The sequence below is a fragment of the Marinobacterium weihaiense genome, assembly GCF_019061305.1.
Lineage (GTDB): Bacteria > Pseudomonadota > Gammaproteobacteria > Pseudomonadales > Balneatricaceae > Marinobacterium > Marinobacterium weihaiense.
Genome location: NZ_JAHQZT010000017.1, coordinates 44,929 through 57,670, shown reverse-complemented (window position 1 = coordinate 57,670; position 12,742 = coordinate 44,929). Strand labels below are relative to the sequence as shown.

Below are 12,742 nucleotides of genomic sequence, written 5' to 3'. Positions count from 1 at the left end.
CAGTCACGCATCATGCCGGTCACGGGCAAGGGCTTTGATCAGTGCTATAACGCCCAGGCAGCGGTGGATACTGAGAGCATGCTGGTCACCTCTGTCCACGTCACGCAAGCGACGAATGACAAGCAACAAGTCATGCCACTGCTGAACGCATTGACCGCCTTGCCAGCCTCATTGGGTAAAGTGACCCACCTGCTGGCGGATACCGGTTACTTCAGTGCGGATAATGTGAAAGCGTGTGGTCAGCAGGGTATTGAACCGCTTATTGCGATGAAACGAGACGTTCACCACCTGCCGCTCTTCGAGCGCTTTGCAGCCGAGCCGATGGCCCCGGATAGTGATGATCCCGTTGAACAGATGGCCTATCGCCTGAAAACACAGGTGGGGCGAGCTCGTTATGCGCTGCGCAAACATACCGTGGAACCCGTGTTCGGCATCATCAAACACGTTATGGGGTTCCGGCAGTTCTCACTCAGAGGGCTAGACAACGTCAGTGGTGAGTGGCGTTTGGCCACCTTGGCATGGAATATCAAGCGCATGCATCGCTTAGTGGCCAGCTGACGGACACTGCTGGAAATAAGCGCCTGTGGCCGCCGTATGGGGGCTGAGCAGCGGTAAAGCGAATGCGCAAGTCGTGGTGGCTGTCTGGCGATCATTGAAAGCGATACAGGGCTCTGTCACTCCGATGAGCCACGTTAGTCCGACAGACTGCTAGCTTGAGCACTCTCATCCACAAAGCTTCTAACAGATAACTGGTAACTCAGCCCAGGCTCGCTTGTGCAAGATCGTCGCTGCTTTGTCGCTTCGCACCTATTTGGTATAAGCGACCCACGTACTGAATCCTTGCGTCAATTCCGCGATGTACACCTGATGCCGCACTGGCCTGGCCGAGTGTTTGTGCGGATCTACTATGCCCTTTCACCGGTGTTAGTCCGTGCATGTGAGCGTAATGCCAAATTGGACTCTGTTGCTCGTAAAACGGTTACCTGGTTACTCAGTCACCTGCAGAATCAACAGGACCGATAACCATGTGGGATTTGTTCAAAGAGTTCGTGCGTCTGTTCAGAGACTTTCAGGAGATCTGGCTGATATTCTTGACTGTTTTTGTCATCTACCTTGTTGTTCTGAACGCGCGCCGCGGTCGCCGTCACTCGACTGACTCCGAGGTAGGCGATCTTATCTGGGTCGATGAGGGCCGCCACGTTAAGCCCTTTTTCCATAATGGATTCAAGGTGGTGGGTAAGCCGGACGCGATGTACAACAAAAACGGCTTGATCACCGCCATCGAGTACAAATCACGCCGTGGGCCTGTCTTCGAGTCTGATTGGGTGCAGGCGTTTACAGCTGCTCTGGCAGCACGTGGATCGGGTTTCAAGGTCCGCCAAGTGGTGGTTAAAACCAAGAGCGAGCAAAAGGCCTTTGATCTACCAAAAGAAGACCTCGCACTTTTTAATATCGTGCGCCCCTTCGTGGAAAGAGTACGGTCAATCCAGAACGGCGGTTACGGTGAAGCCAGCCCCTCTAAGCCAAAATGCCGCGCCTGTGCTTACCGGCTTGAATGCCGCGACCGAGCAATTTAACGCTTCAAGCAATCAGCTGTCAGGCTCGTCCAGGAGCGTCGCCAAGGCACGCTTCACGCGCTGCACGGTCCGCGTAGAAGCACCCGCAGTTACCGCCGCAGCACGTACTGTTTGTCCAGCTTTTAATAGCTGAACAATTTTGGCGTTCGCAGGCTTGGCCAGATATGTTTGCACGTCCTCGGTACTCCCCTTTGGTCGACCCAGCCGCAGGCCATTTGCTTTAGCCAAAGCAACGCCTCTACGTACCGCAGAGATACGACGCTTTTCCTTTGCCCACCAATCACGTTGGATCTTGGTTTCGATTTCATTGAACTGGCGTTCGGGCATGCGTTTTAGATCGCTCAACACCTTTTTGAATTCGGCCTCACTGAACGTAAAATATTCAGTTAATCGACCAACAGGGCGGTTGTGATCGGCATAACGGAATTTGAAGTAGCGTTCACAGTGACCACGGTTCAGTTTGAACAGCAAAGGTTCGATCTTCACCGATTCGAAGTGCACCCTCAGGTCACGCTGGATTTCAGGGAGGCGATCTTCCAGTTGACGGCTTGTTAGGCCAATCTTGTAAAGCCGCTCTCCATCAGCATCAACCTGAAGACAATAAAAATGAGTGCTGTACAAGCGGCGCAGCTGTGCGCGATAAACGAGCAAAGCAGCTTGTATTTGAGTGTTACCGGGCTCTTGGGCTGCCGCAATCTGAAGCGTTTCATGAGGCTCAAGCAGCAGCAGTGGGTGGAGTTGGCCAAACAAGTTGAGGCTCAGCCCGCGTACCGGGATTTTTCCCCGATGGGTAAACTCCCATTGACCTCCTGCACGGAACGGATTGTCTTTGAACAAACCCATCGCACTGAGCCTGGGTGTCACTGCTGGCACAGCGTACTTCCCTTGCTGGCTGCTTTCCCATAGACCCCTGAGTTCCTCTAACTCTTTTGCCGCCAGCCGCAGGTTGAAATCATCAAACGCAGGTAAAGATTCAGAGGTTAATGCTCCATGGCAGGTGTCACCCAAGTGTGCGAAGTGATGCTGGAGCACATGCCCTTTCTTGGCGAGCAAGGGTCCACCACAGAATGGGCAATGCAACTTCGTTTTCCCGCTGGCCACATCATGAATACTGACCGGTTCACTATTTTCATCCAAGCCAATTGTCAGATGTACGTCAGTCATCAGGCGACTTCCCTATTCGGATCGGTCTGATACGAGTCCAGCTCGCGACCGCAAAGCCATATCTATCAAGGCATATGGCGGCATATTTAAAGTACCACAGCTCTAGTGTAGTACTTTAATGATGGATTTGCAGCGCCGGAACAGACTATGTGTTTTTTGGGGGTTGTAAGTCCGACTATCTGTGAGACATTAAGCGTATTCATCCGTGGTTGGTTGAGCTTTGGGGCCTCCTGGCCCCATTTTTTTTAGCACGCCACTCATAGTTCGGTATCATGCTGTGTAGGAGCTACAATGCTCTTACTTTCCATGACCTCGAATAAGGGATTACACGATGGATACAGCCTACTCTGCAGGCGTAAAGCTGTTACTGGATTATGCACTCAATCAGTCAGGGAGCGGCGCCAAAGCTGCAGCACAAGTGTTGCTTTCAACCTATAACAGCTACAACTACCATGCAGCATTGGTTGACCTTTGCAACTTAGATGAGCCCGGATACAGAGCAGCACTCGATGTGATTCGAGGTCGTGCTGAGACATTCCGAGAGCCTCATACCGTCATTGAGAACGGGTATGACTTATTTAATCGCCTGGAAGACATTTGGCGGCCACTACAGACACAGTATCGTTACGCTGAGAAATATCTGGATCGTAAAATCATCCGCTGGAAATGCCCACACTGCGGTGCTTCAAAGTACGATTACGAGGAAGGATCCTTCCCTGGTCGTTATGAGGGACGACCGGTTTGTGATCGCTGGGAAGACTCGCACCCTGAGCTAGAAGCTGCGGTTATGGAACCGCAACCCTGAGGGTCTGGAGTTAATTTTTGGGTATGCTCAAGCGTATTTTACTAGCTCCAGCACTATGGCTTGAAAAGTATGCTATCCGAGATGGTCAGTTCACTGGCCGTGCGAAGCGCACGGCCAAAGTAGTAACGGAGGTTTCCATCGTGACTCTGGTAGCAGATCCGCTACTGTCGATGGCCAGATTTGGTGAGTTTGGACTTAGCCACCCACTCTACTATGTAGTAATGGCTGCTCTGATCCTCATGATTTACTTGATCATGCGACCAGGTGCAGAGACATCGCTACGGGAGATGCGACGTTCGCAAAACTGGTTTGTCAAAGGCATATTTTTCTCACTATTCGGGGCTTTGCTTGCAATTGACTGGCTAGTGAATCGTTGGCCAGAGACTTGTGATACAAACAGCCTACCATCCTCTAAAGACGCAGATCACTATCCAATCGGTAGTGACGGTCAGAACTTAGACGAAGACACACGCCAAAATCTTTATATGGATGACATGGCGAACCCACCTGGCTGGTAGGTCGAGTAATATAGTGAACTGGCTATAGTTTCCCGGACACACAGACGCAGGTAATATCACCTGCCTATCAAGGTGTGTGTCATGAGTCAGAAAAAGAGCAATTTCTATACAGCTAAATTTAAAGAAGCCGCGGTCAAGCTGGCGGTGGAGTCTGATCAACCGGTCGCTCAAACCGCTCGGGAGCTGGGTGTGAACGTCAACACGCTGCACACAGGGGGTGCGCAGCGCAGTGATTCACGGGGCGCGTGCAGTGGTATCGAGAGCGAGCAAGAAAGATGACCCATTGAGTCGCTGGATTCAACGCCTCGTTGAGCATAGGGGCTTTAATCGAGCGGTGGTTGCCTATGCTAATAAAATGGTTCGATTCGCCTGGGTGTGTGTTGCTAAAAAAGAGCGCTTCCTCATCAGGTATGCTGCCGCTGCATGAATCTGACTTGTAAAGGCTAATTTAGGAGTTGACTTAGTTATAACTCAAATTTGACACATCAAATAACAAGTAGCATTCTTACTATAAAGCTTATCATGAAAATGAGCAGGAAATTTTTATAATTTTATCCAAATATTAATAAAGACTGTCTAGTGCTGTTTGCCGAAAGACTATATACATACACACACCTAAAAAAAAATAATTTTAATTAACCGGATAAAAAAAGTTACTACAAGGAGAAAATGATGGCGCAAGGAGTAAATAGGGTAATTTTGATAGGCCGATGCGGACAAGATCCTCAGATCAAGACGTTACAGGGTGGTCAAAAAGTTGTTAATATTAGCCTGGCAACAAGTGAAAGCTGGATGGATCGCCAAACTAATGAACGAAAAGAACGAACTGAATGGCATCGTGTGGTAATATTTGGCCAACTTGCAGATATTGCTGCACAACACCTTCAAAAAGGACGGCAAATTTATTTAGAAGGTAGCTTGAGAACTCGGTCTTGGACTGATAACAACGGTAATCAGCATTACATGACCGAAGTTGTAGCAAAAATAATGCAGATATTGGATTCTAACCAAGGAAATTTAGAAAAAAAACAGTATGGCAATATAGATAACAATAGTACTAGCATATCATCGGATGATAAATATATTAAAAACCAATATATCGAAGAAGAAAACAACCAATCTCGATCTAAAAATAGTCTTGATTCAGATGACCCTTTATATATACCGTTCTGATAAAGAATAAAATCATCAAAAACCAATCCTAATAAATTTTGAACTTGAAGATTAAACTTAGCAGCCTGCATTTTTAAATAATAAAAATCCAGGCTGCATTCTTCATTACAGCGATAATTAATGTATTATTTTTATTATGACATTAAATAATTTCATTTTCGAACACAGATACTCCGTATAGCTCATTATATAAATCATGAGAACCAATAGATTTGAAGTAATCACTTGCTATTTTAAAGTCGCCATACATGTATAGAAGATTGGCATATAAAACGGATAATACCTCAAAAACAAACCTGATCCCCATTTCTTTATTCTTAAAGGAAAGAAACATGACGGCTATATCTTTTACAATATTTTCATCTCGGCTTTTATAGTTTTCTTCAAATAGAAACTTATTGTACTCCTCATCGAATTCAACGAGATAAAACAATACTGGGTTTAAATCATTATTTTTAAAGAGCAACTCGATGAATTCGTCATGTTTATTTGGTAAATAGTGATAGGAATCATAATACGACAATATCACCTCATGCAGCCTTGCTTCAATTTCATCAAGTGAAAAAAGATATAAAGCTCTATCGAGATTCATATTTAATTCTTTTTGGACAAAGTGAGATCTATATTTTTCATTGCTCGCATAATTAATGCGATCTCTATCAAATGTCGCAAACTGAAGAAGGTGAATATGTTCATGAGAGATTATTGCTTCTTTTGATAAAGATCGCCTCCAAATTTCCCAAGGCTTAATTACTAGCTCATACACTTTTTCTTTATTGTGAAGAATTGGAGAGAAGAAACCAAAAGAATCACCACCTATAACAGGCCTCCTTAAAATTTTCACAAGTTGATATAACATAAAAAAAATGAAAAAAACCAAAATAAATGGTGCTAATAGCAAAATCCCACTTAAAAATATGATTTTTTGATGCGGCCGCATTTCCCTGTACAATGAAATCACTTTATCACGATCAACTTTAGTTTGAGAATAAATATTCCTTAAACTGGGCAGGCCATTTCTCTCTAGGTAATCTTGATTATTTATAGAAAGCCTTATGATCCTAGATACTGTATAGTAGAGATTACCAAAACCAAAAACAGAAACTATACTAAAATAATTGTTATTGATAACCCCTTTTAGTGGAGCAGGAGGATATTCACCGAAATCTTTTTTAAGCTGATCTAAACTGCTACTTTTTCTCTTGCTAAAAAAAAACATAGAAAATCCATTTATCTTTTTAAAGAAATATTAGGTGAATTTTATAAAACAAAAAATTAAAATCAAAGCAATACCCCTTTTATAAGTAACAAAAAGGTGCTTATGGATAAAATAATTCCTGAAAAAACAAATATACGAAGAGACTGTATCGATTTTTCTTGCTTTGCAAGCAAACCCTCAAGCATTGAATTAGTTTGACTAAGTGAAGAAATGACAGACTTTTCAGATTCTTTAACACCACGATCAAACTGCTCAGTCGATACAAAACGAAGATCTGAAATCCTAAGTAAAATTTTATCTCTACCAACATCATACTGGGACTCAGTCAACATTTTACTTTCAATTGTAGAAATTTTTTGTTCGAGTTCATTAATTCTATCTCCTAACTCATCAAACCGTATGCAGTTCTCTGCAACAGCTTTCTTGTGCTCCTCCGCAAGTTCTTCAAATTCAGTCTTTGCTAAAAAAATATCAGATTTTGCAGAATCAATGGCACTCAAAACACCGTTAAATTCACTTACTCTAGAAGATTGCTCTTCTAAAGAATTTATTACCTCTTGGAGTTTTTTAATATCACTCACCAGTCAATTCCTTTATAGCTAGAAGTTAGCCTCTCAAGGCGAGATGCCAGAGGAGACAACAATATGTGATAAGAGTAAGAATCTCTGAACTTTGCGTTTACTTCTTCAAGCAACGTAAGGTCATTAAACTTCTTGTGCACCAAACGAGCGAAGCGGCTTCGCGACTCTTCTGAGAAGAAATCTTTGAGATCCAAGGTTTCCCGAACTAAAGTCAGAGCACTCCCTTTATTAGAAGCTAGGAGCTTATCGAAAGCCGACGACATTCGAATTTCTCCATCTGTATCATCAAATTGATCCGATGTCAGTCGAGTAACACCACTCAAGTAGTCTAAGCATGGGTTATCTTTGTAGGATTCAAGAAAGCGAGATATTTGGGCACTCAGTATCATTAACTCCGAAGTTGATATCAGTTCATAATTTTCATCGTCTGGGCTTTCCTTACGAAATACTGATAACCATAGGCTTGTATCTGTAGAGTTCTCTGCCAGGTGCAACAATCTCTGGCTAGATTTGTCATGCCTGAAGTATCCCTCAAGATTAGCCTTGAAATCAGCCTCGGCAGCTGCATCTTTACCTAAAACTTCTATACACTGCTCGTAAACGTTCTTTTGAGATTGACGTCGATTATACACAAAATGATCATACGACCAGAGCAAGAGAAATAAAAATATGAACTGAGATTCGTCAATTTCACCCTTTTCTCGCTTATTACAAATAAACATGTAATACTTATTGTCGCTAGAACATATTTTCCTATAGTTAAATTCGGCTTCATATTTCCGAATCGTATTTTCAAGATTAATCTTCAGTATCTCGATATCTGGACACTGAAACTCAACTTGAATCACCCCATCAAAGAAGTTTTCAATAACCCAATCAGAAACAATACCTAGTTGAAAGAGCCGATAGATTGCTTTCTCAAGCTTAGATTTCTCTACTCGAAACTGCCGAGCATTAATGGTGATCGTTTTATGCTCTTGAAATTTTTTTAGATAATTATATATATTTGAAATCAACTTGAATTCATCATTTATCGTATCCAGATTAGCTGTCATTAAAAACATGTTGGTATTAAGATCACTCTCTCTACTCAGTTTTTTAACATGGTCTTTAAGATCAGTAACATTTGTTGCTTGGTCCCATATTTTTTCTAATATATGATTATTGGGCTCTTTAGTTAGTAAGACATAGCAATCTGCTGGCACAGCTTGAAATAGATGCTTGTCTCGCCCAGCTCGCCCTGCCTCTTGATAGAGAGCTTCCATTGAGCCTGGAATACCATAATGAATGGTGTAAGCGATATTCCCTTTGTTAACCCCCATACCAAATGCTTTTGTAGCTGTCAGTAAGTGATACTTGTTGCCTTTAAAATCGTCTTGTACCTGCCTCTTATAACGATCAAAAGCATCGCCTTGAAGGCGACCCATTTTAGGTGGAGAACCAGAAAAATATCGTACATCCATGTCCAAAATCGTTGAAAGGCGACCAGCTAAACTGTGACAGCCTTTATTGCCATTAACAGTGGGAGTAAATATGATGCCCGCTTTCTGCCTTTCATTTTCACCCGAGTTCCACTTTTTCTCCATCTGTGAAACAAGTTCGACGATAGCGTCGTTTTTCCGACCTTTATCATCAATGATGTGGAAAGAAAGCTCATCACGGGTAAAATTTAGAGGTGTTCGTATATATTCATCAAGAATATTAAACTCGGTTTGGATATCCTTGAGCACATAAACTGATGCCGTAGCAGTAAGACCAATGTAACTCGCACTGGGCGCAAATTTTTCAATGGTATTTGCCAAGTTCAAATAAGAAATGCGAAAATCGTGTCCCCATTCAGAGAGACAGTGAACTTCATCTATAACTGCATAGGCGAACGCTAGATCCAAGCCTATAGCTGACATCTCCCGTCTAAATGTATGTGTCTGAAATCGCTCAGGCGAAATGAAGACATAAAAATATTTCCCGCGTCCAAAATCACGCTGAACCCTTACCTTGTCTTCAGGCTTAAGATCACTAGTAATATAATTACTGCGGCTAAAGCCTATCGCATCGAGATCCGCCTTCTGGTCGTACATCAAGCTCTTTATCGGACATACAACAAAACTTACCGCGGGCTGAAGCATTGCAGAAAGCTGATAACAAATGGATTTACCAGAACCTGTTGGCAGCAAGCCAATGGTGCTATGCCGGGAAAGTGCAGAACCAATAATCCCGACTTGCCCTTCCCTGAAATCAACTTGATCAATGGTTGGAAGAAAGATGTTACTGAGGAAGTATCTAAGTGACTCGCGTTGTGCACTAGCAGGACTTAAATCAAGGGCATACTCAATTGGTTTAGCACAAGACAGTCTAAAATAGTCGTAATCTTCAAGTACATAGTTTTCAATCGATGATGCATCTCCACTTGGGAAATGTCGATAGAAATCAAAGTAATCAGTTCGAACGAAAATAACATCCTGATTAACTTGATGTTGATCATCGAAACGCTCAAAAAGACTGAAATCAACAACTACTGTTGAACCATCTCGATCAGTGGATAACTCTGTGAGCTCTTCAATCTCTAGGTTGAGCAGACCTGGATCAACTCCTTGTAGACAAAAAAGATTAGCGAGTAGTTCATTGAGGTCTTCAAGTGCGTCCCAAACAAAATCTATTTCATCATGATTGATTAGAGTGAGCTTAGTGAGCTCTCCGAGCCGTATTACGCCCCTCTCTACTAATTCCAGCAATAACAGTTGAAAACGACATGCTGCTGTCAGTTGAAGTCTAGGATCTAGATTAAAAGCTTCATCAGCCTCAAGTTGCTCAGCATATTTTTGAAGGGTCAAACCATTAGGTGGACTCAATATTCCTTCTTGTTCAAGAGCATCTATCCGTGCGATATGGTTACGTAGCGCGCCCATCTTTTTTAAAAAATCTTCGTTTTCAGCCGAAATTTCAGTTGTAGTAAATCTGAATGTCCGAAGACCTAAAGTCTCCGTGAAATCATCACGAAGTTGGTCAAGATGAGCTGAGCTTGTATGTTGAAAACCGTCTATTTCAATTATCGCACCAATGTGAGGAATAAAAAAGTCTACTTGTCGATTCTGAAACTGATCAACGTACACCTGAGTCATATCAAATATCTGAACTTCAGGTACAGTAAGCTGTTTTAGGAATCCATACTCGCCTAGATGCTTTTCCATTAACTCTTCAAAGAATATGCGCGCAGGGTAATTTCCTCTCTTCTGATCCCCTCTAATGAGACGCTGCCAACTTACAGGCTTACTTGAGATGAGCGGTAGGACATCGAAATCCAGACCACTCTCATCAAAGTCTAAACCAAAGGCGGAGCGCAGACGTCTGGATGCAACCGTAGGCTTCCCCCTCTGTAAAATATTTTTCAGAATCTGTAGAGCACCGTATAACTGTTCAGATTTCGCTTCTGAAGCGATCGAATACAGAGGTAAGTTATGGAAGACAAAATTGTGATTGGTATTCGTGTAATTGGCTGAAACCTTCTTGGATACAAGTTTTTTGCTAATACGCTTCTGTTTTTGAAGTGCATCACCATGTCCATCATCTTCCGAATTTAGCCGGTTGTAAAGATCCGAAAAAAGATGGTTGTTGTGTTGCATCTCGAGGCTGGCTTTGTTCGCCTCTGATCGGTAGAGTGTCTTAACCAACGTGAATATGAAAACTTGCGCACTAGGGCATTCCTCAGTTATCGCTCGTTGAATTTCCCGGGTTGTAGCACCCGAGGTATATACATCATCAACGATCAGAAACCTTGGCCGATCCAAGCTTAATACGTTTTCATGAGCTGTAAATGAGTAGGCCATTTCGACCTGTGCAGCTCGCTCAGCAGCTGATATACCTGTAGACTTCTTTAGTATTTTTGACTTTTTAAGGGCGGTCGGCTGATACTCTGCCTGCAAAGCATCAGCCAAAGCATCACCCAATTTATCCAACGGTTTTCCTATTTCCTCTGCACCTAATTCTGCGTGCCCCAATGCCCGAACAACAAAATTGATATCGGGGAATGAATCAGACAGTTCGACAACCTTATTAGTCCATCGATTAATGGCAGCTAAGACACCATCCTTAAACGACCAGACTTCCTGCTTAATACCCTCAATATAATAACCCAAATAGAGTTTGTTACCGTCAACCAGCAATTCGGAGCGAGGTGCCCCGCCACTCTCTTTGCTCAGTCTTGAGCCAATAGCCTCAGAGAGATTAGCTACCCCGAAATGCCCTGAATCGATATTTTTGACGGTACCCCACTCGACAGCAAAGAACTCCACACCAGCACTCTGTGCAGAACCTTGATCAAGTTCACTATCACCTAAATAGAGAGCTTCATCAGCAGACACAGAGAAGTAATCGAGGATTTTCTGCACACCTTCTGATGCAGGCTTGTGCGCCTGAACATCGTGGTAAGCAACGATATAATCTACCGATATATCAAAATGTGCCAGAAGAGTTTTTACGTAACTTGAAGGACCGTTAGTGAAGATGGCTATTTTGACGCCTGATGATCGCGCGGTATTAAGAATACCAAGAACATTCTCGTGGACACTGCACTCTCGGAGGTAATACCTTACCTCTCTCCACTGACCAGCTTGTCGTAACGGTTCGAGTGCTTTGGTATCAAGAAGGGTATCGTCAAGATCCAGTATAATTACCTTGATCATAGTAGCGACCCTCCTTGAGCTTCGTTCGTGGCCATGGATTTGAGCCGCTGTGATATACCCTCTAGTTCTTCAGCCATCCCCTCATAAAGCTGACTTGTGTATGGTCGCGCTTCTCCACTTTCAACTAGGTACTGAGTACCTCGAATCGCATCCAGTGTGAGATCATTGTATTTTGCAGCGATAGCATCAGGAACGAATACTGGACGACCCATCTTCCTTGCCGCTCTCACGGCATGCATCGTACCGCCATCTTTAGAGGTTTCAATCGCAAAAACAGCAGTTGAAAGGCCAGCCTGGATTCGGTCACGTTTTGCAAATAGTGCAGCTACTATGGGCATGCTTGGTTTATTTTCTGAGATCAGCAAACCACCCTTCTGAAGTATTTCCTCTGCCAAACCTTTATTCGTTGTGGGGGATATCTTTATGACATCAACCAGAACCGCAATTGTTGGAGCACCGCACTCCAGAGCAGCTTTATGAGCTATGGCATCAATTCCTAATGCCAGACCACTCACAATAAGGAATTTGTGAGTATGAAATGCCTCAACTGTTTTAGCTGCTATTAATGCCCCTTTCGATGTATTGTTACGTGTACCTACGACTGCTATTGCTCTAGTATCACTAAGAAGATCAAGGTTACCTTTGCAGAACAAAAAGGGGGGCGGATCCACTAAATCAAGAAGCTGTTTAGGGTACTGTACTGAGTTACGGTGAATAGCAAAAATTTCCTGATCGGCCCATGCTTTAAGCTCATTTTCAGTCTTTAACCGGACGTCTTTAAATTCGCCGGTTTTTATGAACTCTCTGAGTGAACTTGGAACTCTTCTCAAAGGTATACTTTCAACACCAAAATGGGCTAATTCTTCAAGCGAATTTATGCATTGCTGTGATGTAAACTCGAGAATTTTTGTGATTGAACTATCACCGACACCTTCCAAGCTTTTTAAAACCAATGCGTCGATTATGTTCATTTAATATCCCTATAAATATGAATTTATTTTAAAAATTTTACACTATATAAAACAA

12 protein-coding genes are annotated in these 12,742 nt (G+C 43.1%); 7 read left to right on the top strand and 5 right to left on the bottom strand.

Annotated elements, in window-relative coordinates:
- From KTN04_RS12660 to KTN04_RS12655, 3 genes are all read left to right on the top strand, one after another.
- The coding region (locus tag KTN04_RS12660; protein ID WP_217335598.1) for a transposase at positions 1-558 on the top strand (558 nt) is incomplete at its 5' end.
- A gap of 216 nt (positions 559-774) precedes the next feature.
- Entirely contained in the window at positions 775-1,023 is a 249-nt protein-coding gene (locus KTN04_RS17410) for a CFI-box-CTERM domain-containing protein (protein WP_407659262.1), read from the top strand.
- Between the two features lie 2 nt (positions 1,024-1,025).
- Positions 1,026-1,577: a PD-(D/E)XK nuclease family protein gene (locus tag KTN04_RS12655; RefSeq protein ID WP_217335597.1), complete on the top strand. Its 552-nt coding sequence runs from the start codon at positions 1,026-1,028 to the stop codon at positions 1,575-1,577.
- A gap of 12 nt (positions 1,578-1,589) precedes the next feature.
- Here the strand turns inward: KTN04_RS12655 and KTN04_RS12650 are convergent, their stop codons facing one another.
- A complete protein-coding gene (locus KTN04_RS12650) occupies positions 1,590-2,741 on the bottom strand; it encodes a GIY-YIG nuclease family protein (protein ID WP_217335596.1) in 1,152 nt (383 codons plus the stop codon).
- A 331-nt stretch (positions 2,742-3,072) separates the two neighbouring features.
- Between KTN04_RS12650 and KTN04_RS12645 the strand changes: the two genes are divergently transcribed.
- The 4 genes from KTN04_RS12645 (at position 3,073) to KTN04_RS12630 (ending at position 5,237) form a co-directional block, all read left to right on the top strand.
- Positions 3,073-3,546, top strand: coding sequence for a DUF7673 family protein (locus KTN04_RS12645; RefSeq protein WP_217335595.1), 474 nt, complete (start codon positions 3,073-3,075; stop codon positions 3,544-3,546).
- Positions 3,547-3,569: 23 nt separating this feature from the next.
- Positions 3,570-4,064 carry a hypothetical protein gene (locus KTN04_RS12640; RefSeq protein ID WP_217335594.1) on the top strand — a complete coding sequence of 165 codons (495 nt, stop codon included), beginning with the start codon at positions 3,570-3,572 and terminating at the stop codon, positions 4,062-4,064.
- An 81-nt stretch (positions 4,065-4,145) separates the two neighbouring features.
- A complete protein-coding gene (locus KTN04_RS12635; protein WP_217335593.1) occupies positions 4,146-4,343 on the top strand; it encodes a transposase in 198 nt (65 codons plus the stop codon).
- A gap of 393 nt (positions 4,344-4,736) precedes the next feature.
- Complete coding sequence (locus KTN04_RS12630; RefSeq protein WP_217335592.1) at positions 4,737-5,237, top strand: single-stranded DNA-binding protein; 501 nt, start codon at positions 4,737-4,739, stop codon at positions 5,235-5,237.
- A gap of 142 nt (positions 5,238-5,379) precedes the next feature.
- Here the strand turns inward: KTN04_RS12630 and KTN04_RS12625 are convergent, their stop codons facing one another.
- From KTN04_RS12625 to KTN04_RS12610, 4 genes are all read right to left on the bottom strand, one after another.
- Positions 5,380-6,456 (bottom strand): hypothetical protein, encoded by a 1,077-nt coding sequence (locus KTN04_RS12625; RefSeq protein WP_217335591.1) that lies wholly within the window; start codon positions 6,454-6,456, stop codon positions 5,380-5,382.
- Positions 6,457-6,518: 62 nt separating this feature from the next.
- Entirely contained in the window at positions 6,519-7,037 is a 519-nt protein-coding gene (locus tag KTN04_RS12620) for a hypothetical protein (protein WP_217335590.1), read from the bottom strand.
- Positions 7,034-11,716 carry a RecQ family ATP-dependent DNA helicase gene (locus KTN04_RS12615; RefSeq protein WP_217335589.1) on the bottom strand — a complete coding sequence of 1,561 codons (4,683 nt, stop codon included), beginning with the start codon at positions 11,714-11,716 and terminating at the stop codon, positions 7,034-7,036. Before KTN04_RS12615 ends, KTN04_RS12620 begins: the two co-directional genes overlap by 4 nt.
- The gene (locus KTN04_RS12610; RefSeq protein WP_217335588.1) at positions 11,713-12,687 is read right to left on the bottom strand and encodes a DNA-processing protein DprA; all 975 of its coding nucleotides are present in this window, start codon (positions 12,685-12,687) and stop codon (positions 11,713-11,715) included. The genes KTN04_RS12615 and KTN04_RS12610 overlap by 4 nt, the downstream gene beginning before the upstream one ends.
- Positions 12,688-12,742: the final 55 nt, after the last annotated feature.

What these genes read in the sequence shown, in the direction of transcription:
- KTN04_RS12655 (WP_217335597.1), top strand. Translation starts at nt 1,026, where the DNA reads ATGTGGGATTTGTTCAAAGAGTTCGTGCGTCTGTTCAGAGACTTTCAG.
- KTN04_RS12650 (WP_217335596.1), bottom strand. Translation starts at nt 2,741, where the DNA reads ATGACTGACGTACATCTGACAATTGGCTTGGATGAAAATAGTGAACCG.
- KTN04_RS12645 (WP_217335595.1), top strand. Translation starts at nt 3,073, where the DNA reads ATGGATACAGCCTACTCTGCAGGCGTAAAGCTGTTACTGGATTATGCA.
- KTN04_RS12640 (WP_217335594.1), top strand. Translation starts at nt 3,570, where the DNA reads ATGCTCAAGCGTATTTTACTAGCTCCAGCACTATGGCTTGAAAAGTAT.
- KTN04_RS12635 (WP_217335593.1), top strand. Translation starts at nt 4,146, where the DNA reads ATGAGTCAGAAAAAGAGCAATTTCTATACAGCTAAATTTAAAGAAGCC.
- KTN04_RS12630 (WP_217335592.1), top strand. Translation starts at nt 4,737, where the DNA reads ATGGCGCAAGGAGTAAATAGGGTAATTTTGATAGGCCGATGCGGACAA.
- KTN04_RS12625 (WP_217335591.1), bottom strand. Translation starts at nt 6,456, where the DNA reads ATGTTTTTTTTTAGCAAGAGAAAAAGTAGCAGTTTAGATCAGCTTAAA.
- KTN04_RS12615 (WP_217335589.1), bottom strand. Translation starts at nt 11,716, where the DNA reads ATGATCAAGGTAATTATACTGGATCTTGACGATACCCTTCTTGATACC.
- KTN04_RS12610 (WP_217335588.1), bottom strand. Translation starts at nt 12,687, where the DNA reads ATGAACATAATCGACGCATTGGTTTTAAAAAGCTTGGAAGGTGTCGGT.